The following is a 23,373-nucleotide window of genomic DNA, read 5'->3' on the forward strand; positions in this document are numbered from 1 at the left end:
CGGCCTCATGGCGCCGCCGCACGTCCGCACCGCTCCCGCCATCCCCCGAAACCCCCTCAGGAATGCGATCGCCGCAGCCGCGTTGGCGGGTCTCGCAGGCTCCCTCCTCGTACCACCCCCGGCCCGGGCCACCGGCACCGGGTTCGAGGAGCGAGTCCTCTTCAACGCCCGCCGGGAAGCACCCGGCACCGGCGCCTACATCTGCTTCCGCATCCCCGCTCTGGTCACGACCGCCCGCGGCACCGTCCTCGCCTTCGCCGAGGGCCGGAAGGGCAACTGCGGCGACGCCACCGACATCGACGTCGTCGTCAAACGCTCCGCCGACGGGGGCCGCACGTGGAGCCCGCTGGAGGTGGCCGACGCGGGGCACGGCGACACCCACGGCAACCCCGCACCCGTCGTCGACCGGCGCAGCGGCCGGATCACGCTCCTCACCACGGTCAACAAGGGCCGCCCGGACGCGGGCAACTGCGACGTGCCGTGCGACCGCACGCCCCGCGTGCAGCACAGCGACGACGACGGGGCGCACTGGTCGGAGCCGGAGGACGTGACGCGGCAGCTGCGCCCGCCCGGCTGGAACTCCTGGTACGCCACCGGCCCCGGCCACGGCATCCAGCTCGCGCACGGCCCGCACCGCGGCCGCCTGGTCGTCGGCGTCAACGCCGAGAGCCACGACGGCAGGCGGGTCCGCGCCAACCACGCGGCGCTCGCCCTCAGCGACGACGGGGGCGCGCACTGGCGGCTCGGGGCGGTGGACACCCATGCGGTCGCCCCGGACGGCACGTACGCGCAGAAGCCGTCCGAGCTGACGCTCGCCGAGCGGGCCCGCGGCGTGGTGTACGCAGGCGGGCGCGAGCAGGACGGCACGGAACTCGGCAACCGCGACGCCGCCGTGAGCACCGACGGGGGCACGGCGTTCGACGGGCCGTTCCAGGCGGTCCCGGACCTCTACACGCCCATAGTGCAGGGCTCGGTGGCCGTACTGCCGTCCGGGCGCTGGCTGTTCGCGTCGCCCGCCGACCCCGACCGGCGGCGCTCGATGACCATTCGCTCCTCCTACGACGAGGGGCGCACCTGGGAGGGAGCCGAGCGCGGCAGGCTCGTCACCGCCGACTGGGCGGGCTACTCGGACATGGCCGTGCTGGACGGCGACGGGGGCACGGCCGGGCTGCTGTACGAGGCGGGCCGGGGCGACGCGCGGGACGAGATCCGCTTCGCCCGCTTCACCGAGGACTGGCTGGGCGAGCGGCAAGGGCCGCCGCCCACCACGCCGGACGGGGCGCCGGGCGCGCGGGCCGCGTACGTCCTGGGCGGCCCGCGCCCCGTGCGGGGCCGCTCGGGCGGAGGCCTGGCCTTCGACGGAGCGGGCGACGCGGTGCGGCTGCCCTTCCGGGCCTCCCTCCCGCTGGGGGCGCGGGACTTCACGGCGGTGCTGTGGTTCCGGTCCGTGGCGCCCCGGTCGGCGGCCTCCGCCGCCGCGCGGGCCGGGCAACCGCTGCTGTGGATGGGCGGGATGGGCGGCGCGCCCCAGGTGACGCTGCAGGTGGCGCCCGGCGGGCGGGTGACCGGCCAGGTGACGGCGGTCACCGGGGCGGGGCCGGCCCGTACGGCGGTCGTCCGGTCGGCCCCGTACGGCGACGGGCTGTGGCACCGGGCCGTGCTGCGGCGCGGCGGAGGGCGGATCGTGCTCACCGTGGACGGGGCCGCTTCGGCGGTGCCGGACGTGCCCGGGTCGGTGAGCCGCACCTCGACGTTCGGGGTGCACCTGGGGCAGCGCCCGGACGGCCGGGCGTGGCTGGCCGGCGAGCTGGACGACGTACGGGTTTACGGGCGGGCGCTGTCGGACGGCGAGGTTGCACGACTTGATCGGCCGACGCACGGCGAGGTCGCGCGGCTGGACCGGCCGACGCACGGCGAGGTCGTACGACTTGGTCGGCCGGCAAACGGCAAGGGCGCGCGGCTGGACCGGCCGGCACACGGCGACGTGGCGTGGCTGGGCCGGCCGACGCACGGTGAGACGGCACAATCGGCCCGGCCGGCGCGAACCGGCGCCCCCGCCCCGTCCCGCGGTCTGCTGCTGTGGCTGCCGCTGGACCGGATCGACCCGCCTCAGGCGCGGGAGAGCGAGGGGGCAGGAGACTCCGGGCCGGGTGACTCCGGACCGGGTGCCGGCACGCGCCCGTAGCGCTTCGCGAGGACCGCTCCGACCATCAGCTGCATCTGGTGGAAGAGCATCAGCGGCAGCACGGCGAGGCTCGCCTGGGCCCCGAAGAGGACGCCCGCCATGGGCAGGCCCGCCGCCAGGCTCTTCTTGGAGCCGCAGAAGACGACGGCCAGCCGGTCCTCGCGGCTGAAGCCGAGCCACCTCGACCCGTACGTGGTGACCGTCAGCATGAGGCCCAGCAGGACGGCTTCCACGCCCATGAGGGCCAGCAGCCGCAGCGGGGTGACCTCGTGCCAGATGCCACGGACCATGCCCGCGCTGAAGGCCGAGTAGACGACCAGGAGGATCGAGCCGCGGTCCACGTAGCCGAGGACCTTCTTGTGCCGGGTGAGGAAGCCGCCCACGCGGCGGCGCAGCAGCTGGCCCGCGAGGAACGGCACGAGGAGCTGCAGCACGATCGACAGCAGGGAGCGAGCCGAGAAGCCGCCGCCGCTGTTGCCGAGGAGGAGCGCGGCGAGGAGGGGAGTGAGGGCGATTCCCACAATGCTGGAGAACGAGCCCGCGCACACCGCTGCCGCCACGTTGCCCCGCGCGATGGACGTGAAGGCGATCGAGGACTGGATGGTCGACGGCACGAGGCACAGGAAGAGCAGTCCGGAGTGCAGCTGAGGCGTCAGCACGACGGGCACGAGGCCGCCGGCCGCCAGGCCGAGGAGCGGGAACAGCACGAACGTGCAGGCGAGGACCGTGACGTGCAGCCGCCAGTGCCGCAGGCCGTCCAGGGCCTCACGGGTGGACAAGCGTGCGCCGTAGAGGAAGAACAGGAGCGCCACGGCGCCGGTGGAGGCACCGCCCGCGACGGTCGCCGCCTGGCCTCTGGCGGGCAGGAGGGCGGCGAGGGCGACGGTGCCCAGCAGGGCCGCTATGTAGGGGTCGACGGGCAGGCGGAAGCGGATGGGGCGGCGGAAGCCCGGCATGGGGCCCAGCCTGCCGCCCGGCCCCGCTATCCGGAACCCTGTTTGCCGCTCTGACTGTCATCATGAATCATGATGAGCCCCTACGCTGGTCTCGTGTTCGATCCCGTCCAGCTCCGTACGTTCCTGGCCGTCGCACAGACGCTGAGCTTCACCCGGGCCGCCGGGCGCCTGGGGGTGCGGCAGTCGACGGTGAGCCAGCAGGTCCGCCGGCTGGAGGCCGCGGCCGGCCGGCAGCTGTTCGTCCGCGACACGCACAGCGTGCGGCTGACCGAGGACGGCGAGGCGATGCTGGGCTTCGCGCGCACGATCCTGGAGGCGAACGAGCGGGCCGCCCACTGGTTCGCGGGCACCCGGCTGCGCGGGCGGCTGCGGTTCGGGGCGTCGGAGGACTTCGTCCTGACCAGGCTCCCCGAGGTCCTGGAGGACTTCCGCCGCGAGCACCCCGAGGTGGACCTGGAGCTGACCGTCGACCTGTCCGAGACCCTGCAGAAGCGGCTGGCCGCGGGGCGGCTGGACCTCGTCCTCGTCAAACGCCCGCCGGGAGGGCCGGACGAGCCGCACGGGCGGCTCGTGTGGCGGGACCGGCTGGTGTGGATCGGCAGCGAGCGGCTCCGCCTGGACCCGCACCGGCCGCTCCCGCTGATCGCCTTCCCGCCGCCCGCGGTGACGCGTGCGCGTGCGCTGGAGGTGCTGGAGAGCAGCGGCCGGTCCTGGCGGGTGGTCTGTACGAGCGGCAGCCTGAGCGGCCTGGTGGCGGCGGCCCGCGCGGGCCTCGGCGTCATGGCCCACACCCTGGGCATGATCCCGCCGGGCCTGGTCCGCCTCGCCCCCGGCCCGGGCCTGCCGGAGCTCGGCGGGGTCGACGTGGTCCTCCTGCACGGCGCCCCGCCGGGGAGCGGGGCGCGGGGAGCGGCGGAGGCACTGGCCCGGGCGGTCCTGACGGCGGGCGACCGGTTGCACGCGTGAGGCCGCGGCGCCGGCCGTCGCCTCGGCCCAACAGACCACTCTTTCGGGGAGGTTGAGGGGCCGGAGGGCCGGGTAGGGGCATCGCGCTGTGCGGAGCATGACAAGGAGCTGCCGTTGCGCGAGATCACCGTCCCGCCGCTGGTGACGACGCCGCCCGTCGGAGGCCTGGCGGACTGCGTCTTCGACCGGGCCGCCGCGGAGCCCGGGGAGGCGGCGTTCGGCCGCAAGGGGCCGGACGGCCGCTGGCGGGACGTGACGGCCGAGGCGTTCCGGGACGAGGTGCTGGCCCTGGCCAAGGGTCTGCTCGCCGAGGGCGTGCGGTTCGGCGACCGGGTCGCCGTAATGTCCCGCACGCGCTACGAGTGGACGCTCTTCGACTTCGCGCTGTGGTCCATCGGCGCGCAGCCCGTACCCGTGTACCCGACGGCCTCCCCCGACCAGGTCTGCTGGATCCTGCGCGACGCGGGCGTGACGGCCTGCGTCGTCGAGCACGAGGACCACGCGATGACCGTCGGCTCGGTCGTCGACCGGCTGCCCGGCCTGACGCGCCTGTGGCAGCTGGACGCGGGCGCGGTCGAGGAGCTGGCCGCCGCCGGGGCGCGGATCGGCGACGACGTTGTGCAGCGGCACCGGATGGCCCTCACCCCCTCCACGCCGGCCACCGTCGTCTACACCTCCGGCACGACCGGCCGCCCCAAGGGCTGCGTGCTGACCCACGCCAACTTCATGGCCGAGGCCGACAACGTCGTCAGGCGCTACGAGCACGTCTTCCGTTCCCGCCCCGGCGACGAGGCGGCGACGCTGCTGTTCCTGCCGCTGGCGCACGTGTTCGGGCGGATGGTGCAGGTCGCCGCGGTGCGCGGGCGCGTGAAGCTCGGCCACCAGCCGCAGCTGACGACTGCCGCGCTCCTGCCGGACCTGCGGGCGTTCCGGCCGACGTTCGTCCTCGCGGTCCCGTACGTCCTGGAGAAGATCTTCGCGCTGGCGCGGCGCACCGCCGAGGCGGAGGGCCGGGCCGCGCCCTTCGAGCGGGCCGTGGACGTGGCGGTGCGCTACGCGGAAGCCGTCGAGCAGCGCGCGTTCGGCAGGGGGCCGGGGCCCGGCCCCGCGCTGCGTGTACGCCACCAGGTCTTCGACCGGCTCGTCTACGCCAAGGTGCGGGAGGCGCTGGGCGGCCGGGTGCGGCACGCGATGTCGGGCGGCTCGGCGATGGACCGCCGGCTGGGGCTGTTCTTCGCGGGCGCCGGCGTCACCGTCCTGGAGGGCTACGGCCTGACGGAGACGACCGGGGCCGCGACCGCCAACCCGCCCGAGCGGCCCCGCTTCGGCTCGGTGGGCCTGCCCGTGCCGGGCACCACCGTGCGGATCGCCGGCGACGGCGAGATCTGGCTGCGCGGCGGGCAGGTCTTCGCCGGCTATCTGGGCGACGCGCGGGCGACGGGCGCGGTGCTGCAGGAGGGCTGGTTCGCGACCGGAGACCTGGGGCGGCTGGACGACGACGGCTATCTGTCCATCACGGGGCGGAAGAAGGAGATCCTGGTGACGTCGGGCGGCAAGAGCCTGTCGCCGGTGCTGCTGGAGGAGCGCGTACGGGCGCACCCGCTCGTCGCCCACTGCGTGGTCGTCGGCAACGACCGCCCCTACGTGGCCGCGCTGGTCACGCTGGACGAGGAAGCTGTCGCCCACTGGCTGCACATGCGTGGCAGACCGGCACCGGGGACGGGCACCGGCACGGGCACGGAGGCCGCGAGCGGGCCCGGGCTGCTGCAGGACACCGAGCTCGTACGCGACGCGGACCTGGAGGCCGAGATCCGGCGGGCCGTGGTGGCCGCGAACGCCCTCGTCTCACAGGCCGAGTCGATCCGGACGTTCCGGATCCTGAAAGCCCGGTTCACGGAGGAGGAGGGGCTGCTGACCCCCTCCCTGAAGCTGCGGCGCAAGGCGATCGAGGTGGCGTACGCGCGCGAGGTGGACGCGCTGTACGGCGGACAGCCACGGGGTGGCATCGGGCACACGGGTGGCATTGGGCACACAGGTGGCATCGCAGGTGCAGGCGGGGGCAGGGGCGGCATCGGAGGCACAGGCGGCATCGGAGATTCGCGAGACAACAGGGGCATTACGGGAATGCCGTGACCCCCGTGATCGTTGACGCTGGACGTACGAACCGCGTCTCCGACCGTAAGGATCGAGCACTCGTGAGCAAGGCTGCCTCCATTCCGTCCATCACGCTCAACAACGGCGTCGAGATGCCGCAGCTCGGTTTCGGTGTCTTCCAGGTCCCCGACGCCGAGGCGACGGCCGCCGTCGAGACGGCCCTGGCCGCCGGGTACCGCAGCATCGACACGGCGGCCGTGTACGAGAACGAGACCGGCACGGGCAAGGCCCTGACGGGCTCGGGCATCGCGCGCGACGAGCTCTTCGTGACCACGAAGCTGTGGAACAGCGCCTCGCGCACCTGGACGCGCGACGCCGTCCTCCGCGAGTTCGACGCCTCCCTGGAGCGGCTCGGCCTCGATTACGTGGACCTGTACCTCATCCACTGGCCGCGCGCCGTGCGCGACGACTACCTCACCATCTACCGCGCGTTCGAGGAGCTCGCGGAGAGCGGCCGCGCCCGGGCGATCGGCGTCTCCAACTTCCAGTCCGCCCACCTGGAGCGGCTGCTGGCCGAGACGTCCGTCGTCCCCGCCGTCAACCAGATCGAGCTCCACCCCTTCCTGGCCCAGTCCGGGCTGCGACAGTTCCACGCGCGCCACGGCATCACCACCGAGGCGTGGGCGCCGCTCGGCCAGGGCAAGGAGCTGCTCGGCGCCCCCGTGATCGCGGGCATCGCCGAGAAGCACGGCCGTACGCCCGCGCAGGTGGTGCTGCGCTGGCACCTGCAGCTGGGCCACGTGGCCATCCCCAAGTCCGTGACGCCGTCGCGCATCCGCGAGAACGCCGACGTCTTCGGGTTCGCCCTCGACGAGGAGGACATGACGGCGATCGCCGCGCTCGACAGCGGCACGCGGCTGGGCCCGGACCCGGACGAGTTCGACATCAACTGAAGCCCCGGCGCCGGCATCAGTCGACATCAACTGATGCGGAGCTGCCTCCAGCGGTCTGCAGCGGCCTCTATAGAGTCGCGCACATGTTCTTCACGCCCTGGACCCCGCCCACCCCCGTCGAACAGCAGCTGCAGGCGGCGACGGCGCGCGGGGACTGGGACGGGCAGGTGGGCGCCCTCGCCGGGGGCGAGCTGTACGTCGCGGTGGCCAGGGTGGAGGCGGACGGCCTGGTGCCGCCCGCGCCGCTCGCCCCGTACCGCGACCCGGCCTCGGGCAAGCGCTGCCTGCCCGTCCTGACGCGCGGCGCGCTGCCGCCCTGGCAGCCCGACTGGGTCTTCCAGCGCACCGCGCTCGACGACCTGGCCCTGGAGTGGCCGCACGACAAGTGGCACCTCGCCGTCAACCCGGGGCATCCGGCCGCGGCCGTCATCCCGGCCACCCCGCTGGACCGCGCTGCCTGGCTGGAGGTGTACGCGGAGGCGCCGCCGCCCGCGGCCGACCGGCTGCTGTCCCTGTTCACGGGCCCCCTGCACGGACCGCTCGCCCAGGGACTGGCCTGCGGCGCCCCGCTGGCCGTGCGCGACGGCGTGCCGTGGAACGAGCTCGGCACCGTCTACCGGGACTACGACGAGGACCGGGCCGTCCTGCGCGACACGTGGGGCGTGGCGGATCCCGCCGGCTGGTGGCACCTGACGGAGCGGCTGCTGGCGGGGGCCGGTGCCGGGCGCGACGCGGAGTTCGCCCTGCGGGCCCGCGAGGGGCTCGCCGAGCACGCCGGGGCCGGGGCCGCGCAGGTGTCCGAGGCCGGGTCCGGGGCCGCGCAGGTGTCCGAGGCCGGGTCCGGGTCCGGTGCCGCGCCCGGGTCCGCGCCCGGGGCCGGGAAGCCCCCCTCCCCCGCGACCGACGAATGGCGTCAGGCCGTCACCCACGTCCTCGCGCACCGGGCCGCGCCCGAGGCCGAGGTCCGGGCGATGGACGCGGCCGTCACCCGTATCGCCGCCGCCGAGGAGCGGCTGCGCGAGCAGGGCGTGCTGCAGCCCGGGCAGCGCGTCGCCTCGGCCGCCGCCCACGACCTCGCGTGCGCCGTGACCGTCGCCCGGCTCGGGCTCGCCGCACGGCTGTGCGGCCCGGCCGACGCGGAGCGGGTCGTCCTGTCCGCGGGCGAGGCAGCCCGCAGGACGTACGGGTCCTGGCCCGCCTTCGCCGCCGGGTTCCTGCTGGGCGAAGCCCTGCGATCGGGCGACCCGCGTACCGGAAGCCAAGGACCCCGGAGAAGCCAAGGACCCCAGGGCTTCCCCGGACACGCCGGCGAAGGCAGCCCCGACGACGCCCTGCTCACCCACCGCATCCACCGCGTCCTCACCTCCGACCCCGCGAGCCCCTGGCTCAACATCCCCTGGTCGTGACGGCCCTGCCGCCCGAGCCCCCGCACGGCGCGGGCGCACAATCGCGGCATGGGCGTACCTGCCGACACCGGGACGACACCGCAGGCACCTGACGGCGTGTCCGTCGTCCTCTTCACCTCCGACCTGCGGCTGCACGACAACCCGGTGCTCACCGCGGCCCTGCGGAGCGCGCCGCGCGTGGTGCCGCTGTTCGTCGTGGACCGGGGCATCGCCGCCGCGGGCTTCGCCGTGCCCAACCGGGCCGCCTTCCTGGCGGACTGCCTGGCCGCGCTCGACGAGGGGCTGCGGGCGCGCGGCGGGGCCCTCGTCGTCCGCCGGGGCGACGTGGTGGCGGAGACCTGCCGCGCGGCCGCCGAGGCCGGCGCGGGCGAGGTGCACGTCGCCGCGGGCGTGAGCGGGTACGCGCTGCGCCGCGAGGAGCGGCTGCGGAGCGCGCTGGCGGCGGACGGCCGGCGGCTGCGGGTGCACGACGCGGTCGTCACGGCCGTGCCGCCCGGAGCCGTCCTGCCCGCCGGGAAGGACCACTTCGCGGTGTTCACCCCGTACTTCCGCCGCTGGGCGGCCGAGCCGCTGCGGCCGGTACTGCCGCCGCCGCGCGCGGTGCGGCTCCCCGAGGTGGCCACGGGGCCGCTGCCCGCGGCGTCCGCCCTGGCCCGGGGCGCGCCGTCGCCCGCGCTGCCGCGCGGCGGTGAGGGCGAGGGCCGCCGCCGGCTCGCCGCCTGGCGGCGCGGCGGGCTCGCGCGCTACGCCGAGCGCCACGACGACCTGGCGGGGGACGCGACGTCGCGGCTGTCCCCGTACCTCCACTTCGGCTGCCTGTCGCCGGTGGAGCTGGCCGCCGGGGCGCGGGAGCGGGCCGGCGGGGGCTGCGCCGGCGCCGAGGCGTTCGTACGGCAGCTGGCGTGGCGGGATTTCCACCACCAGATGCTGGCGGCCCGGCCGGACGCGGCCCACCGCGACTACCGCACCCGGGGCGACCGGTGGCGCGAGGCGCCCGGCGAGCTCGCGGCGTGGCGGGAGGGCCGGACGGGCTACCCGGTGGTCGACGCGGCGATGCGGCAGCTCGCGCACGAGGGCTGGATGCACAACCGGGCCCGGCTGATCGCCGCGAGCTTCCTGGCGAAGACCCTCTACCTCGACTGGCGGGCCGGAGCCCGGCACTTCCTGGACCTGCTCGTGGACGGCGACGTGGCCGACAACCAGCTGAACTGGCAGTGGGTGGCGGGCACCGGCAGCGACACCCGCCCCCACCGCGTGCTGAACCCCCTGGCCCAGGCCGACCGCTTCGACCCGGACGGCGCCTATGTGCGCCGCTGGGTCCCCGAGCTGGCCGGCGTGCCCGGCCGGGCCGTCCACCGGCCGTGGCTGCTGCCGGACCGTGAGCGGGCGGGCCGCGGCTACCCCGCGCCGCTGGTCGGCCTGGAGGAGGCGCTGGAGCGGTTCAAGCGGGCGCGCGGGCGGGCGTGAAACCGCCGTCTGCACCGCCGTGTGAACCGCTGCCTGAAACCGCCGCAGGCTCTGCTCCGGTCCGGTCCGGGCCCCGCTCCGGGCCGCGGCGCGGTTCAGCGCCCCCCGTGCCCCGCCGCCACGGCCTCGACGCGCCGGGCCAGCTCGACGTCCAGGCCGGTGACCTTGCCGCCCACGCTGTGCGTGTTCACGCTCAGGGCGACCGTGTTGTAGCCCAGGGTCGTCTCCGCGTGGTGGCCCAGCTCCTCCTGGATCTGGGCGATGTGGACGACCATCGCGGCCGCCTGGAAGTGCCCGTCGAAGTGGTAGGTGCGGCTGATGCGGACGCCGTCCGTGGTCCAGCCGGGCAGCTCCTGGAGGCGCTCCTCGACATCCTTCTGGGAGAGCGGTTCGACGGCCATGACTATCCCTTCATGCCCTTCATGAGTCTTCGTGGGTAGGTGCCCGCGCCGGGTGCCGGTGACTCAAGCGTCCCACGGGGCGGGGCGTTTTCACGCCAATGTGCGGTACGGGGCCCGGCGCGCCGGGCAAGTGCTACCGGGCCGTAGGTGACGCTCCTACACTCCTGCGCCGGACGTGAAGGACGTCGCCGACGCCAGGGGGCCGGGCATGGACGGTACGGACGGTACGGGCAGCACGCGCAGGGGATTCATCGGAGGTGCCGCGGCCGTCGCCGCCGCGGCGGGCACGGCGGCGCTCGGCGGACCGGCCGCGGCGGCGGCCCCGCGCGCCAGACCCGCCGGGACGGGCCGCGCGCGCGGCTCCGGCGCGCCGAGCGTCGCCGTCCTCGGCGGCGGCGTCGCGGGGCTCACCGCGGCACACGAACTCGCCGAGCGTGGCTTCCGGGTGACGGTGTACGAGAAGAAGGCGCCGGGCGGCAAGGCCCGCAGCATGGACGTGCCCGGCAGCGCGCGGGGCGGCCGCAAGCCGCTGCCCGGCGAGCACGGCTTCCGTTTCATCCCCGGCTTCTACCGCAACCTCCCGGACACGCTGCGCCGCATCCCCTTCCCCGGCAACGCGAACGGCTGCCACGACAACCTCGTCGCGTCGACCGAGGTGATGCTGGCCCGGATCGGCCACGAGGACATCCGGCTGCCCTTCCGCTCGGTCGGCAAGCCGCCGCCGCTGCTCACCCCGGACGCCCTGCGCCGCGCGCTGACCGGCTTCCTCGACGCGTTCGGCAACATCCCCGTGCACGAGACCGCCTATTTCGTCAGCCGGCTGCTCGTCTGGCTCACCAGCTGCGACGCGCGGCGCACGGGGCAGTGGGAGCGCACCCCGTGGTGGGAGTTCATCCGTGCCGCGCGGATGTCGCCGAACTACCAGCGGCTGCTGGCCATCGGCATCACCCGTAACATCGTGGCGACCAAGGCGGAGGTGGCCAGCACCAAGACCGTGTCGACGTGCGTGGAGGCGTTCCTCTTCAACGCGCTGGGCCGGGGTGCGGACGGCGAGCCGGACCGGGTGCTTGACGCGCCCACCAACGAGGCGTGGATCGACCCGTGGACCGCGCACCTGCGCTCCCTGGGCGTCGCCTTCGAGATCGGCTCGGCCGTACGGGACCTGCGGATCTCCGGGGGCCGGATCACCGAGGCGGTGCTGCAGGACGCGTCCGGCGCGAAGCGGTCCGTGACCGCCGACCACTTCGTCTCGGCGATGCCCGTCGAGCACGCCCGTACGACGTGGAACGCGCAGGTACGGGCCGCCGATCCGCAACTGGCGCGCTGCGACAAGCTACAGACGGACTGGATGACGGGCATCCAGTTCTATCTGACGGAGCCGACGCCCATCCTCCACGGCCACATCAACCACATCGACTCCCCCTGGTCGATCACCTGCGTGGGGCAGGCGCAGTACTGGTCCCGGCGCGACTTCCGGACCGACTACGGGGACGGCACCGTCGCCGACTGCCTCTCCGTCGACGTCTCCGAGTGGGACAAGCCCGGCATCCTCTACGGCAAGACCGCCAAGCAGTGCACGCGCGAGGAGGTCGCGCGCGAGGTGTGGGCGCAGATGAAGGCGGGGCTCAACGACACCGGGCGCACGGTGCTGAGCGACGCGAAGATCCACTCGTGGTTCCTGGACCCGGCCGTGGAGATCGGCGGACCGCGGCCGGTCAACGACGAACAGCTCCTCATCCACCCCACCGGCACCTGGTACAACCGCCCTTCGGCGCGTACGGCGATCCCCAACCTCTTCCTGTGCGGGGACTACGTGGCCACCGACATCGACCTGGCCACCATGGAGGGCGCCAACGCGTCGGCGCGGGCGGCGGTCAACGCCCTGCTGGACGAGACGGGTTCGCGTGCCGACCGGTGCACGGTCACCCCGCTCTACCGGGCGCCGGAGCTGGAGCTGCCGAAGAGCGAGGACGCGGTCCGCTACCGGCTGGGGCTGCCCAACGCCTTCGACCTGGGCTGAGCGCGCCGGGGGCGGCGCGCTACGGTCGGCTCATGACGACTGTCGTGGACGCCCCCGGGGTGGGCCCGCTGCTCAGGCAGTGGCGGGAACGGCGCCGGATCAGCCAGCTGGAGCTCGCCCTGCGCGCCGACTCCTCCGCCCGGCACATCAGCTTCATCGAGACGGGCCGCTCCCGGCCCAGCCGGGAGATGGTCCTGCGCCTCGCGGACCACCTCGACGTGCCCGTCCGGGAGCGGAACGCCCTGCTGGTCGCCGCGGGGCACGCCCCCGCCTACCCGGAACGGCCCCTGGACGACCCTGCGCTGAGCGGGCTGCGCGAGGGCCTGGAGCGGCTGCTGGCGTCCTACGAGCCGTTCCCCGCGCTCGTCGTCGACGGCACGTACGAGGTGCTGGCCGCCAACCGGGGCATCGCGGCGCTCCTGGAGGGCGTCGCCCCGTCCCTGCTCGCCCCGCCGCTCAACGCCATGCGGCTGACCATGCACCCGGCGGGCCTGGCGCCCCGCATCCGCAATTACCGCGAGTGGCGGGGCCACCTGCTGCACCAGATGGAACGGCAACTGGCCCTGATGCGGTCCGCTCCCCTGCGGGCCCTCTACGACGAGGTGAGCGCGTACCCGCTCCCGGAAGGCACCGGCGAGGAACGGGCCGGGAAGGAGAGCGAGGTCCCCTTCGCCCTCCCCCTGATCATCGACCACGCGGGCCGCACCCTCTCCTTCGTGTCGGCCATCGCGACGTTCAACACCCCGATGGACGTGACGGTCTCGGAACTGGCGGTGGAGACGTTCCTCCCGGCCGACCCCGCGACCGCGCGCCTGCTGGGCTCCCTCACGCCGTAGGAACACGGTCGAGGAACCCGGTTACGGTCCGGATCCGGCCGTCCCCGTCCAGCGTGATCACATCGGACCCGGCCACGGGGGCGGACCCGTCGGCGAGGGACACCAGCTCCCACCGGAACCGCGCCACGCCGTGGTGCCCCTCGGCCGTGCCGGCCTGCCGGAACGCGAACCCGGGGAACTGCTCCTGCGCCCCGGCGATGACGGCCGCGATGCCCTCGTGCCCGCGGACGTCGGCCAGCGGGTCGGTGTAGGACCCGTCCTCGGCCCACGCGGCGGCGACGGCCTCGGCGAGCTCCTCGGCCCCGCCGGCGTTCCACGCCTCGAAGTAACGGGCGACAGCGGCCTCGTACTGCGTCGTCATGACGTACTCCCTCACTCGTCGAGAATCCCTCACCGGGAACAGCCCGGCCCGGGCACCGGACCGGAGTGCGCCGGCCCGGTGCCCGGCGGGACCTACTGTGCCGGGAGCGGGGAGGCGGGGCGATTACTGCCGGAGTAATGGCACGCGCGCGCGTACGTGTGCAGCAGTGGGTGCATGCGGTAACGGCCGGGAGCCGGTGACTCCAGGAGACTCCGGTCCGCGAGCGAATCGAGCAGCTCTGCCGTGGTGCCCTCATCCGCACCGAGGAGCGCGGACGCGTCGGCCAGCGGGATATCCGGGCCTGCTGCCAGTCCCAGCAGGCGGAAGGCGCGGGCTTGCGCGGGGGTCAGCTGCCGGTAGGACGACGCGAAGACGTCTTCCACGCTCAGGTCCCCGGCCTGCAGCTCACTCAGGCGGCGATGTTCGTCCCTCAGCCTTAGGGCCAGTACGGTGACCGTCCATGTACGCCGGACCGCGAGGCGGCTCGCGGCGAGGCGGATCGCGAAGGGGAGGAAACCACACGCGGTCACCACCTCCATGGCCGCCTCGGGTTCCGCCTCCACACGCCGGCGGCCCACGATCCCGGAAAAGAGCCGGAGCGCCTCCTGCGGGCTCAGCACAGCAAGGTCGACGGGGTACGCGTTCGGAAGATCGGGCATGCGGGCGCGGCTGGTCACGAGGGCGGCACAGCCCCGTGCGGCGGGCAGGAGCGGACGCACCTGATCGGGGTCGTACGCGTTGTCCAGCACGATCAGCATCCGGTGACCGTCGAGGACGGACCGGAAGAGAGCGGACCGTTCCTCGGCACCGTCGGGGATGGTGCTGCCGGGCATGCCCAGGGCACGCAGGAAGGAGCCCAGTACCGTCTCGGGTTCCGCGGGCTGCGGACCTGCGCCGCCGAGGTCGGCGTACAACTGGCCGTCCGGGAACTCGTGCCGGACGCTGTGGGCCGCGCGCAACGCCAGGGAGGTCTTGCCGACGCCGCCGATGCCGGTGACGACTGCGGTCTTCATCCAGGCGCCCGCGCCTGCGGACAGATGGGCGCCGATCCGCCGGAGCGTCTCGTCGTGCCCGACGAAGTCACCGATGTCCGCCGGAAGCTGGGACGGCCGTACGAGCAGTGGATGTGCGGATTCCACCGAATGGGCCGGCTCCACGTCGGCCTGGAGAATGCGCATCTGCAACGCGGACAGCTCCGGCCGGGGATCGACGCCCAGCTCTTCCGCGAGTAACCGGCGCGTGTCGGCGTACACGGCGAGCGCCTCGGCCTGCCGGCCGCTGCGGTAGAGCGCGAGCATGAGCAGTTCCCGCAGGCGTTCACGCAGCGGGTGGGCCGCGGTGAGGGCGGTCAGGTCCGTAACGACCTCCGCGTGGCGGCCCAGCTCCAGCATCAGCTCGCACCGGACCTCCACGAGCTGGAGCCGCCACTCCACCAGCCGTGAACGCTGCTCTTCCGCGTACGGCCCGGGCAGCCCGGCGAGGGGTTCGCCCCGCCACAGGCCCAGGGCCCTGTCGAGCGAGGTCAGTGCGCTGATGCGGTCTCCTGCCTTGCGAGCCCGCTCCGCCTCGGCTGCCCAGTTCTGTACGGAATCCAGGTCGAACCAGCTGTCGCCGAGGCGCAGGGCGTACCCGCCGGATTCGCTGACGAGGACGTCGGGCCGGAGGAGAGCCTTGCGCAGGCGGGAGGCATAGGTGCGCACCGCGGCCAGCGCGGCGTGCGGAGGCTCGTCGCCCCAGAGCGCGTGGATGAGCTCGGGGGCGGTGACGGTGTGCCCGGCCCTCAGCAGCAGGCAGGCCAGTATCCCCCTTTGCTGCGGTGATCCGGTATTCACGGCCGCGTCGCCGTACTGAACCTGCACAGGGCCGAGTACTTCGAAGCGGAGCTGGTGCTCCTCTGCACGGGCGGACCGTACGGCGTCCGGACGCGGACGGATGATCCCGCCGGCCGCTTCCGCATGGTCGTCGTACGGCCGCGGGACGTCCTCGTGCCGTTGCTGCGGCAGCCGTCCGGCCAGGCTCCGGGCCTCGGTCGTGCGGCCGGACCGTTCGAGTGCGGTGATCAGCAGCCGCAGGAAACCTTCGTCCTCGGGGCGTTCACTCTCGACGATGCGCCGCAGTTCGGGGACGACATGGGAGGACTCCCCCAGCCGGATCTGTGCCTCGGTCTTCAGGCGCAGTGTTTCGTAGCGCTGGTCCTCCAGCATCCGTGCCGCGGCCACCATGCGGGGGCTGCTGAGCGGCACTCCGGCGAACGGTGCCCCTCTGGACAGTGCGAGTGCCTGTGCCGCCAGGTCCCGGGCCCGTGCGTGAGCCGTGTCGAGGAACGCGCGGCGTGCCTCGTCCAGGAGGGCGACGAACCGGTCGCGGTCCGTCGCCTCGACGTTGAGCGCGTAGCCCGCCGGCTTCCACTCCAGGATCCGCTTGCCCGCCCCTGGGCCGGCTGCCTGGTCGATCCGCTTGCGCAGCAGGTGCACGTGGTTCTGGAGCTGTGCCGGGGCGCCGGCGGACGCCTCGTCGCCCCAGATGTCCTCGATGAGCGTCTCGGTGGTGACGACCTGTCCGGGCTGCCGCAGGAGCGAGGCGAGCAGAGCGCGCCGCCGGACGGCTGCCGGAGTGACGTCGACACCGTCGACGATCAGTTCCAGCGGGCCGAGGACCCGCGCTTCGGCCCGCGGGCCTCGCGCTCCCTTCGCTTCGGCTCGTTCCCCGCTGCCGCCCCCGGCGGGCTCTCCGGCGGCGGAAGGCAAGGGCAGGGGCTCCGCAGGCAGCCTCGGCTCGGGGATCGGTGACCGAGCAGGGGGCGGGGCCGACGGCAGCGTCCATGCCACGGTCCGCACGGCGGTGGTGCGGCGCCGTTCCACGTCCGCCCGGAGCTCCTCCATCTCTCTCCGCACTGCCCGGAAGTGCTCCGAGTCGAGGTCCGCGAGCGGTTCGCCGCGCCACAGGGCGAGTGCCTCGTCAAAGCGTTCGACAGCCCGTGCGCGGTCGCCGTGGGACGCCGCCACCTCGCCCTCCCACACCAGGGATTCGAAGCGCAGGAGGTCGACGCTGCCCGCGTCGGCGCGCAGCGTATAGCTGACCCGGTCCGGTGGCTGCCCGGGGTGGGTGATCAGGAGCGGCTCGGGCACCAGCGCGTTGAACCTCCTGCGGAGGTGGTGCACATGGCCCTGGATCGCATTGGTCGCGGAGGCGGGAGCGGCATCCGACCAGAGCATCTCCTTCAACGCGGCCACGGTGACGGCGCGCCCGCGGGCGAGGAGGAGGCAGGCGAGAACCGCGCGGCGCTGCGGCGGGCCCAGGGAGACGGGGCAGCCGTCGTGCGTGGCCGTGACGGGACCCAGGAGACCGAACCGAAGAACCGGCAATCTCATCCCCCGCTCCAACACCGCCGTGTGCCCGGGCTGCTTTCACGGTAGCAGTCCGTTCAGCCATCGTTAAGTGAGCGCAGAGTGAAGTTGGGATGTGACCCTTGCCCGGCGTTTCTCCGCTGTTTATCGGCACCTGCCACTATCGTCGGTAAGCCTCGTGCGATGTGCCAGTCCGCGTTGGCTTCGGGCAGGGATGTCCCGGGGGTGGTAGCCCGGGTCTCCCTGTCATTTCCTTTGCGTGTCGCACACTTGATGAGACTGCTGCGCCTCCCTCACGGCATATGCCAACAGACTTTTCCTCACGACAAGTTGGCCCTTTCTGCCGTCAACTCTGGCTCGACGACTGCCGTTTGGGCTACCGTCTGAACACTCGTCGCGCCGTGGCGCGCGGTCCCGGCTCTCCCTACCAAGAGCCGCACGGGGCCGTGCCTCCACTCCGCGCCGGGACGTCGGACTGGCACTGTCGCAAGGAGAGCGCTGAGATGCATCCGAATCCGTCCGTGTGGCTTCCGGCCGGGGTCGTCGTCGCCCTGGCCTTCTTCGTCCTGGTCGGCTACCTCGCCCGGGTCCTGCGGGCCACCCGCCGCCTGCCCGTGGTGATCGCGGCCATCGGAGGGCTGATCACGGCCCTCCCGGGCGTGCTGTACGCCCTCTACTACGTGACCGGCTCAACCACACTCTGAGGCAGGTTCACCGGCCCGGCGGTCTCCCTTTCGACGAGGGGCCGCCGGGCCGGCACGCCGGTGCCTCAGGGCTGTTTGCGGTCGACGTATTCGAAGACCGAGCCGTCCGGGTGGCGGGCCACCACGTTGCGACCGATGGGGGTGGGGACCGGGCCCGCGATGATGTGGGCGCCCACCGCCGCGAGGTCGGCCAGCGCCTCGTCGACGTCCGTGACGGCGATCGTCGCGGTGATCTTCCGGAGGATGGACAGCTCCCTCTCCGGGCCACTCATGAGGAAGAAGCACCCGACCGCGGCCACCGCGACGCCGCCGCGGTGGAAGCGCAGCGCTTCGGCGCCGGTCAGGCGTTCGTAGACATCGATCGCATGGTCGAGATCATCGACACACACCCGCAGCGAGGTCCCCAGAATGTTCATGGGGACAAGGCTAGTTGGAGCCGCCGGGCGATGCGGGGCGCTTCACGCGCGGCACGGGAGTTCAGGGCATGTTGCGGTAGACCACCAGCGCCTCGTTCTCCTTCTTCAGCGTCAGCACCTCGGGCGCGAGGGCGATTTCCCCGTCGCGGGCCAGGTGCGTGCCCGGGCCGATGCCGCTGATCCGCAGGCTCCGCACCCGGGCCGTCCGCAGCACCGGCGAGTGCTTCAGGTCGCCCGCGAGGGCCGCCGCGAGCAGCCGGGTGCGGGCCAGCGGGCCGCCCGAGACGGTGCGGACGTCGAGGACGCCGTCCGCCAGGTCGTGCCGCCGTACGGGGGTGAGGCCCAGGCCGCGGTACGTGCAATTGCCGGCGAAGAGCATCCACAGGCTGCGGCGCCTGCCGTCCACCCGCAGGCGGACGGGGCGCGCCGTGCGCAGGACGTGCACCGCCGCCAGCACCCCTGCGGGCCAGGCGCCGATGCGCGGGGCCCACCGTTCGCGCAGGCGCACCAGCTCCGGGTAGGCGCCGATGCTGAAGGTGTTGAGGAACCAGCCGGCGTCGGCGCCCGTTCCCGTGCGCAGCCGCACCATGTCGACGGCCACCGCCTCGCCGGCCTCCACGGCCCGGCAGGCGTCCGCCAGGGACTCGATGCCCAGGTCGTAGGCGAAGTGGTTGTACGTGCCGCCCGGCAGGACGGCCAGGGGCAGCCCGTGCCGGCGGGCCGTGACGGCCGCGGCGTTGACGGTGCCGTCGCCGCCGAACACGCCGAGGGCGCCGCCCCGTTCCCGGGCCCGGAGGGCGGCCGCCTCCAGGGTCTTCCCGAGGTCCTCTCCCCCGTCCGGACCATATGGACCTGGACCCTCCGCCCCGTCGTCGCTGTTCGAGCCGTACGCGACGACCTCCGCGCGGGGCAGGGCCGCGCGCACGGCCTGCACCACGTCGGGGCGGGCCACGGCCCGCGGCCCGGACCCGGCGTTCACGACCACCACCAGCCCCTCGCCGCGCGGCAGCGCCGGGGCGTCGGCCCGCGGCCGGGCCGGGGGCGCGAGCTGCGCGCGGGTGGGGGCGATGCCGCGGACGGCGAAGGCGGCGCCCGCGCCCAGCACGGCGCCCGCGAGCACGTCACCCGGATAGTGGACACCGGTGTAGACGCGCGAGAAGCACACCGACGCGGCCAGCGGGGCGAGGGCCAGCCCCCACGCCGGGTTCTCCAGAGCGACGCCCGTCGCGAAGGCGACGGCCGACGCCGAGTGGCCCGAGGGGAACGACGTGGTGATCGGCTGCCGGGCCAGCCGCCGCACCGCGGGCACGGCGTCCAGGACCGGGCGCAGGCGCCGCACCGACCGCTTGCCGAGCGTGTTCACGGCCGCGGAGGCGACCGCCAGGGACGCGGCGCCGCGCAGGGCGGCACGGCGCGCGGGGCGGCCTCCGGCCAGGGCCGCGCCCGCCGCCAGGCCGAACCACAGCAGCCCGTGGTCGGCGCTGCGCGACAGGCGGGGCAGCACGCGGTCGCCGCCCGGCCAGTGGTGCGCGGCGACCGCGTCGAACGCGGCCCGGTCCCAGGAGCTCACGATCTTCCGCATGGCGCACGTGTACCCCGCCGGCGGCGCCCGATTCCGGGTGCCGGCGCCGGAGGCGGGGAGTAGCCGCCCGCACGCCCCGCGCCGACAATGGCCGCATGACCGATGCCACGCTGCTCACCCGGCACAAGGAAGCGCTCGGACTGTTCACCGAGCGCGTGCACGCCATCCGCCCCGGCCAGTGGGACGAGCCGACGCCCTGCACCGAGTGGTCCGTGCGCGACCTCGTCAACCACCTTGCCGTCGAACAGCTGTGGGTGCCGCCGCTGCTGGACGGCTCGTCCATCGACGACGTCGGCGACTCGCTGGACGGCGACCAGCTGGGTGAGGACCCGGTGGCCGTGTGGGACGCGGCGGCGGCCGCGGCGCGCAAGGCGTTCGCAGCGCCCGGCGCGCTCGGCAGGACGGTGGAGCTGTCCTCCGGGCCGTCGTCCGCCCGCGCGTACTGCTCGCAGATGACGGCGGACGCGGTCGTCCACGCGTGGGACCTGGCCCGCGCGATCGGCGCGGACGAGCGGCTGCCGAAGCCGCTGGTCGACCTGACCCGCAGCGAAGTCGAGCCGTACATCGGCGACCTCGCGGGCACGGGCCTGTTCGCCGAACCGGTGGAGCCGCCGTCCGGCGCCGACGAGCAGACCCGGCTGCTCGCGCTGCTGGGACGCCGGGTCTGACAGCGCGGGTCGCGGGAGACGGGAGTGCACCGGTGAGCCGCCCGTTCGGGTAATCGCCGCGGCACTGGGCAGGATGCCCGCATGGCCTCCCCCTTGACGCTGCTGACGCCCCGCCTGACGCTGCGCCGCTGGCGCGCGGACGACCTGGAACCGATGGCCGCCATCAACGCCGACCCCGAGGTGATGCGCTGGGTCGGGGACGGCTCGGTGCAGGACCGGGAGCGGACCTCGGCGGCGATCGCGTCCTGGGAGCGGGAGTGGGAGGAGCGCGGGGTGGGGCTGTTCGCCGTCGAGGTCCGCCAGTCGCGCCGGCTGGCCGGTTTCGCGGGCCTGTCCGTGCCCTTCTACCTGCCCGAGATCCTCCCGGCCGTGGAGATCGGCTGGCGGCTCGGCCGGCCCTTCTGGGGGCGCGGCCTGGCCACCGAGGCCGCCCGCGCCGTCCTGGACTTCGCGTTCCGCGACCGCGGCCTGGCCCGGGTCGTCAGCGTGCACACCACGGGCAACGACGCCTCGGCGGCGGTCATGCGCAAGCTGGGGATGCGGCGCGAGCGGGAGACGACCCATCCGGAGTACCGGGTCCCGGTCTGTGTCCACGTCCTGGACGCGCGCCCGTGAGGGGCGCAGAGTGCGGCGTCCCGGGAGGGGTCAGCGGGGCGGCAGCACCCGCGAGCCGCCCACCGGCAGGTCCCACAGGTCCTCGCGCGGCCGCCCCGCCGCCTCCCAGGCCGCGCGGACCCGGTGCAGGGGCTCCAGCGGGGGCTCGGCCGAGAGGATGAAGGTGGACCAGTGCATGGGGGCCATCATGCGGGCGCCGAGGTCCTGGCACGCGGCGACGGCCTCCTCCGGGTCGGTGTGGACCGTGCCGAGCATCCAGCGCGGCTCGTAGGCACCGATGGGCAGCAGGGCGAGGTCGATGCCGCCGAAGCGGTGGCCGATGCGCTCGAACCAGTGCCCGTAGCCGGTGTCCCCCGCGAAGTAGACGCGCTGCCCGTCCGGCGCGGTGAGCACCCAGCCGCCCCACAGCGACCGGCAGGTGTCGGTGAGGGTGCGCTTGCTCCAGTGGTGGGCGGGGACGAACTCGCAGCGGACGGGCCCGGCCGGGCCGGGGAGCTCGACCGCCTCCCACCAGTCGAGCTCGGTGACGCTGGTGAAGCGGCGCCGCCGGGCCCAGCGGGCCAGCCCGGCGGGCAGGAGCAGGGGGGTGTCGCGGGGCAGCCGCTTGAGGGTGGGCGCGTCGAGGTGGTCGTAGTGGTTGTGGCTGATGAGGACCGCGTCGATCCGCGGCAGGTCCTCCCAGCGGACGCCCACGGGGGTGAGCCGGGGCGGAGTGCCGAGGATTCTGCGCGACCAGACGGGGTCGGTGAGGATCGTGAGACCGCCGATGTGCAGGACCCAGCTGGCGTGCCCGGCCCAGGTGACCGCGGTCGTGCGGGCGTCGACGGCGGGCAGCGGGCCGGGGGCGACCGGCAGGGCGGCGACGTCGCGCAGCGCCTCGGCCCGCGGGCGCAGTCTGCCTTCGCGGGCCAGCCGGGCGAGGGCGCGGACGCCGGGCAGGGGCGCGGTGAGCCGGTCGGTGAACGTCCGGGGCCAGAGGCGGTGCTCGCCGAGCGGGCGCGGCGCGGCCGGGCGGCGCGGCCCGGCGACGGGACGCTCGGTCTGTTCGGTCATCGAGGGGGCTCCAATCGCTGCATCGCGAATCGCTGCATCGCGCAGTACGGGGCGGAACCGGCCGGCGGCGGACGGCTGACGAGGCGGGGACGGCGCATGACAGACCGACGGTAGGTCAGCCGCCCGCGAGCCGGGCGAAGGCCGATCCGAAACCGGTCAGTGCGTCGCCGACGCCCGGGGCGGCCAGCGGGTCCGGGGAGTCCAGGGCGCGCTGCCGCTCCTCGTCGGTGGTGCCGAGGAGCGGCGGCGTGGAGATGCGCACCCGCAGGGCGTCGGGCGCGTCGCCGAAGCGGTGGCCGCCGGGCACGGGGCGGCCGAGGGCGGTGCTGAGGTGTGCCTCCAGTTCCACGGAGTCGGTGATGGCGCGGGCGGCGAGCGGGGCGCGGAGCTCGCCGAGGTCGGCGTAGAGGTAGGGGCCGGCCTGCGGGGGCCGGCTCAGCACGCCGGCCGCGGTGAGCCGCTCGCGCGCGGCGCGGGCGAGCGCCCCGTACAGCCGCGTGGCCGCGGTGGCGCGGGCACGGACGGGCTCCGGCTCGTCCAGGGCGTACGCGGCGGCCGCGGCGACGGGCGGGGTCAGCTCGGCCCGTACGGCGGCGAGCGCCGTCGTGACGCGCGCCCTCAGGACGGGGCCGCGCCCCCCGGCGGGGAAGCGGGCCGCGGCGGCGGGCCAGGCCGTGGGGAGGAGGCCGCCGGCCAGATCGGTGAGGACGACGACGTGGTCGGGCCACATCTCGGCCGGGCCGAGGAAGACCGTGCCGCCGGGGTCGTGGCGCATGTCGCGCCAGGTCTCGTCGCTGACGATCGTCAGCTCCTCGCCGGCTGCCGCCTCGCACACCTCGTGCAGCAGCTCCGGCGGGGTGAGCGAGCCCGTGGGGTCGTCGGCGGGCGACAGGACGAGGACGCGCGGCCTGCCGCCCTCGGCGCGGATCCGGTGCACGGTCTCCAGCAGGGCGAAGGGGTCGGGCACGCCGCCGCACTCGGCGGGCACCGGCACGTGGTAGGTGGGGCGCCCGGCGATCCGGGCGAGCGGCGGGTACCAGGCGGCGCAGGGGCGGGTGAGGAGGACGTCGCCGCCGGCGCCCGCGAGGACCGCGAGCAGCAGAGGCTGCGCCCCGGGGGCGGCGAGGACGTGCTCGGGGACGGTCGGCAGGCCGCGCCGGGCCCAGTAGCCGCAGGCGGCGGCGCGCAGGGCGGGGCCGCCGCCGACCGGTTCGGGCGCGCTGTCCCGGGAGGCCTCCGCGAGGCGCGCGGCGAGCTCCGGCAGGACGGGCAGGCCGCGCTCGGGCGCGGTGCCGGCCGGGAGCGCGGGAAAGCTGGGCTGCATCCGTCCGTACCTCCGACCG

General features: G+C 74.7%; 18 protein-coding genes and 2 pseudogenes. 11 read left to right on the forward strand and 9 right to left on the reverse strand.

All coding sequences use genetic code 11. The features are described 5' to 3' along the window. Positions 1-7 precede the first annotated feature (7 nt). Positions 8-2,185 (forward strand): exo-alpha-sialidase, encoded by a 2,178-nt coding sequence (locus tag ACSNOH_RS04320; protein WP_436719827.1) that lies wholly within the window; start codon positions 8-10, stop codon positions 2,183-2,185. Here ACSNOH_RS04320 and ACSNOH_RS04325 read toward each other — a convergent pair. Then, positions 2,110-3,141, reverse strand: a complete 1,032-nt coding sequence (locus ACSNOH_RS04325) for a bile acid:sodium symporter family protein (protein ID WP_436719828.1) — start codon at positions 3,139-3,141, stop codon at positions 2,110-2,112. The genes ACSNOH_RS04320 and ACSNOH_RS04325 overlap by 76 nt on opposite strands. Positions 3,142-3,234: 93 nt before the next feature. Between ACSNOH_RS04325 and ACSNOH_RS04330 the strand changes: the two genes are divergently transcribed. The 5 genes from ACSNOH_RS04330 (at position 3,235) to ACSNOH_RS04350 (ending at position 10,027) form a co-directional block, all read left to right on the forward strand. Then, on the forward strand, positions 3,235-4,107 hold the full coding sequence (locus ACSNOH_RS04330; protein ID WP_436719829.1) for a LysR family transcriptional regulator: 873 nt from the start codon (positions 3,235-3,237) through the stop codon (positions 4,105-4,107). 114 nt (positions 4,108-4,221) lie between these two features. Then, positions 4,222-6,240 (forward strand): AMP-dependent synthetase/ligase, encoded by a 2,019-nt coding sequence (locus ACSNOH_RS04335; protein ID WP_436719830.1) that lies wholly within the window; start codon positions 4,222-4,224, stop codon positions 6,238-6,240. A 113-nt stretch (positions 6,241-6,353) separates the two neighbouring features. Next, positions 6,354-7,154, forward strand: a complete 801-nt coding sequence (locus ACSNOH_RS04340) for an aldo/keto reductase (protein WP_436719853.1) — start codon at positions 6,354-6,356, stop codon at positions 7,152-7,154. A gap of 83 nt (positions 7,155-7,237) precedes the next feature. Beyond that, positions 7,238-8,560, forward strand: a complete 1,323-nt coding sequence (locus tag ACSNOH_RS04345; RefSeq protein ID WP_436719831.1) for a DUF1266 domain-containing protein — start codon at positions 7,238-7,240, stop codon at positions 8,558-8,560. A 48-nt stretch (positions 8,561-8,608) separates the two neighbouring features. Next, positions 8,609-10,027 (forward strand): cryptochrome/photolyase family protein, encoded by a 1,419-nt coding sequence (locus ACSNOH_RS04350; protein WP_436719832.1) that lies wholly within the window; start codon positions 8,609-8,611, stop codon positions 10,025-10,027. 95 nt (positions 10,028-10,122) lie between these two features. Here the strand turns inward: ACSNOH_RS04350 and ACSNOH_RS04355 are convergent, their stop codons facing one another. Beyond that, positions 10,123-10,428, reverse strand: a complete 306-nt coding sequence (locus tag ACSNOH_RS04355; RefSeq protein ID WP_436719833.1) for a 4a-hydroxytetrahydrobiopterin dehydratase — start codon at positions 10,426-10,428, stop codon at positions 10,123-10,125. A 208-nt stretch (positions 10,429-10,636) separates the two neighbouring features. Between ACSNOH_RS04355 and ACSNOH_RS04360 the strand changes: the two genes are divergently transcribed. Both ACSNOH_RS04360 and ACSNOH_RS04365 read left to right on the forward strand, forming a co-directional pair. Then, a complete protein-coding gene (locus tag ACSNOH_RS04360; protein WP_436719854.1) occupies positions 10,637-12,448 on the forward strand; it encodes a hydroxysqualene dehydroxylase in 1,812 nt (603 codons plus the stop codon). Between the two features lie 32 nt (positions 12,449-12,480). Then, positions 12,481-13,284 carry a helix-turn-helix domain-containing protein gene (locus tag ACSNOH_RS04365; protein ID WP_436719834.1) on the forward strand — a complete coding sequence of 268 codons (804 nt, stop codon included), beginning with the start codon at positions 12,481-12,483 and terminating at the stop codon, positions 13,282-13,284. Here ACSNOH_RS04365 and ACSNOH_RS04370 read toward each other — a convergent pair. From ACSNOH_RS04370 to ACSNOH_RS04380, 3 genes and pseudogenes are all read right to left on the reverse strand, one after another. Continuing rightward, positions 13,274-13,645 (reverse strand): nuclear transport factor 2 family protein, encoded by a 372-nt coding sequence (locus ACSNOH_RS04370; protein ID WP_436719835.1) that lies wholly within the window; start codon positions 13,643-13,645, stop codon positions 13,274-13,276. The two genes, ACSNOH_RS04365 and ACSNOH_RS04370, sit on opposite strands and share 11 nt — an antisense overlap. A 140-nt stretch (positions 13,646-13,785) precedes the next feature. Further along, positions 13,786-15,579: pseudogene (locus ACSNOH_RS04375) on the reverse strand (BTAD domain-containing putative transcriptional regulator); the annotation flags it as partial. Between the two features lie 99 nt (positions 15,580-15,678). Next, positions 15,679-17,016, reverse strand: a pseudogene (locus ACSNOH_RS04380) (AfsR/SARP family transcriptional regulator); the annotation flags it as partial. 479 nt (positions 17,017-17,495) lie between these two features. On the opposite strand from ACSNOH_RS04380, the gene ACSNOH_RS04385 reads away from it, so the two are divergent. Then, on the forward strand, positions 17,496-17,696 hold the full coding sequence (locus tag ACSNOH_RS04385) for a hypothetical protein (RefSeq protein ID WP_436719836.1): 201 nt from the start codon (positions 17,496-17,498) through the stop codon (positions 17,694-17,696). Between the two features lie 65 nt (positions 17,697-17,761). Here the strand turns inward: ACSNOH_RS04385 and ACSNOH_RS04390 are convergent, their stop codons facing one another. Together ACSNOH_RS04390 and ACSNOH_RS04395 are read right to left on the reverse strand one after the other, a co-directional pair. Beyond that, on the reverse strand, positions 17,762-18,112 hold the full coding sequence (locus ACSNOH_RS04390) for a VOC family protein (protein ID WP_436719837.1): 351 nt from the start codon (positions 18,110-18,112) through the stop codon (positions 17,762-17,764). Positions 18,113-18,173: 61 nt separating this feature from the next. Then, a complete protein-coding gene (locus ACSNOH_RS04395; protein ID WP_436719838.1) occupies positions 18,174-19,694 on the reverse strand; it encodes a bifunctional phosphatase PAP2/diacylglycerol kinase family protein in 1,521 nt (506 codons plus the stop codon). A gap of 95 nt (positions 19,695-19,789) precedes the next feature. Here ACSNOH_RS04395 and ACSNOH_RS04400 point away from each other — a divergent pair, with 95 nt between their 5' ends. Together ACSNOH_RS04400 and ACSNOH_RS04405 are read left to right on the forward strand one after the other, a co-directional pair. Beyond that, positions 19,790-20,362 carry a TIGR03086 family metal-binding protein gene (locus tag ACSNOH_RS04400; RefSeq protein ID WP_436719839.1) on the forward strand — a complete coding sequence of 191 codons (573 nt, stop codon included), beginning with the start codon at positions 19,790-19,792 and terminating at the stop codon, positions 20,360-20,362. An 81-nt stretch (positions 20,363-20,443) separates the two neighbouring features. After that, positions 20,444-20,977, forward strand: a complete 534-nt coding sequence (locus ACSNOH_RS04405) for a GNAT family N-acetyltransferase (protein ID WP_436719840.1) — start codon at positions 20,444-20,446, stop codon at positions 20,975-20,977. Positions 20,978-21,007: 30 nt separating this feature from the next. Here ACSNOH_RS04405 and ACSNOH_RS04410 read toward each other — a convergent pair whose 3' ends face one another. Beyond that, complete coding sequence (locus tag ACSNOH_RS04410; RefSeq protein WP_436719841.1) at positions 21,008-22,030, reverse strand: MBL fold metallo-hydrolase; 1,023 nt, start codon at positions 22,028-22,030, stop codon at positions 21,008-21,010. A 115-nt stretch (positions 22,031-22,145) separates the two neighbouring features. After that, positions 22,146-23,354: a pyridoxal phosphate-dependent aminotransferase gene (locus ACSNOH_RS04415; protein WP_436719842.1), complete on the reverse strand. Its 1,209-nt coding sequence runs from the start codon at positions 23,352-23,354 to the stop codon at positions 22,146-22,148. Positions 23,355-23,373: the final 19 nt, after the last annotated feature.

This window comes from Streptomyces sp. URMC 127, assembly GCF_051386535.1.
Classification (GTDB): Bacteria; Actinomycetota; Actinomycetes; order Streptomycetales; family Streptomycetaceae; genus Streptomyces.

Bases quoted from the DNA above. Each gene is read 5' to 3' on its own strand.
- ACSNOH_RS04325 (WP_436719828.1), bottom strand. From the start codon at position 3,141: ATGCCGGGCTTCCGCCGCCCCATCCGCTTCCGCCTGCCCGTCGACCCC.
- ACSNOH_RS04340 (WP_436719853.1), top strand. From the start codon at position 6,354: ATGCCGCAGCTCGGTTTCGGTGTCTTCCAGGTCCCCGACGCCGAGGCG.
- ACSNOH_RS04415 (WP_436719842.1), bottom strand. From the start codon at position 23,354: ATGCAGCCCAGCTTTCCCGCGCTCCCGGCCGGCACCGCGCCCGAGCGC.
- ACSNOH_RS04345 (WP_436719831.1), top strand. From the start codon at position 7,238: ATGTTCTTCACGCCCTGGACCCCGCCCACCCCCGTCGAACAGCAGCTG.
- ACSNOH_RS04385 (WP_436719836.1), top strand. From the start codon at position 17,496: ATGCATCCGAATCCGTCCGTGTGGCTTCCGGCCGGGGTCGTCGTCGCC.
- ACSNOH_RS04400 (WP_436719839.1), top strand. From the start codon at position 19,790: ATGACCGATGCCACGCTGCTCACCCGGCACAAGGAAGCGCTCGGACTG.
- ACSNOH_RS04320 (WP_436719827.1), top strand. From the start codon at position 8: ATGGCGCCGCCGCACGTCCGCACCGCTCCCGCCATCCCCCGAAACCCC.
- ACSNOH_RS04410 (WP_436719841.1), bottom strand. From the start codon at position 22,030: ATGACCGAACAGACCGAGCGTCCCGTCGCCGGGCCGCGCCGCCCGGCC.
- ACSNOH_RS04350 (WP_436719832.1), top strand. From the start codon at position 8,609: ATGGGCGTACCTGCCGACACCGGGACGACACCGCAGGCACCTGACGGC.
- ACSNOH_RS04390 (WP_436719837.1), bottom strand. From the start codon at position 18,112: ATGAACATTCTGGGGACCTCGCTGCGGGTGTGTGTCGATGATCTCGAC.
- ACSNOH_RS04365 (WP_436719834.1), top strand. From the start codon at position 12,481: ATGACGACTGTCGTGGACGCCCCCGGGGTGGGCCCGCTGCTCAGGCAG.
- ACSNOH_RS04370 (WP_436719835.1), bottom strand. From the start codon at position 13,645: ATGACGACGCAGTACGAGGCCGCTGTCGCCCGTTACTTCGAGGCGTGG.
- ACSNOH_RS04395 (WP_436719838.1), bottom strand. From the start codon at position 19,694: ATGCGGAAGATCGTGAGCTCCTGGGACCGGGCCGCGTTCGACGCGGTC.
- ACSNOH_RS04405 (WP_436719840.1), top strand. From the start codon at position 20,444: ATGGCCTCCCCCTTGACGCTGCTGACGCCCCGCCTGACGCTGCGCCGC.
- ACSNOH_RS04360 (WP_436719854.1), top strand. From the start codon at position 10,637: ATGGACGGTACGGACGGTACGGGCAGCACGCGCAGGGGATTCATCGGA.
- ACSNOH_RS04355 (WP_436719833.1), bottom strand. From the start codon at position 10,428: ATGGCCGTCGAACCGCTCTCCCAGAAGGATGTCGAGGAGCGCCTCCAG.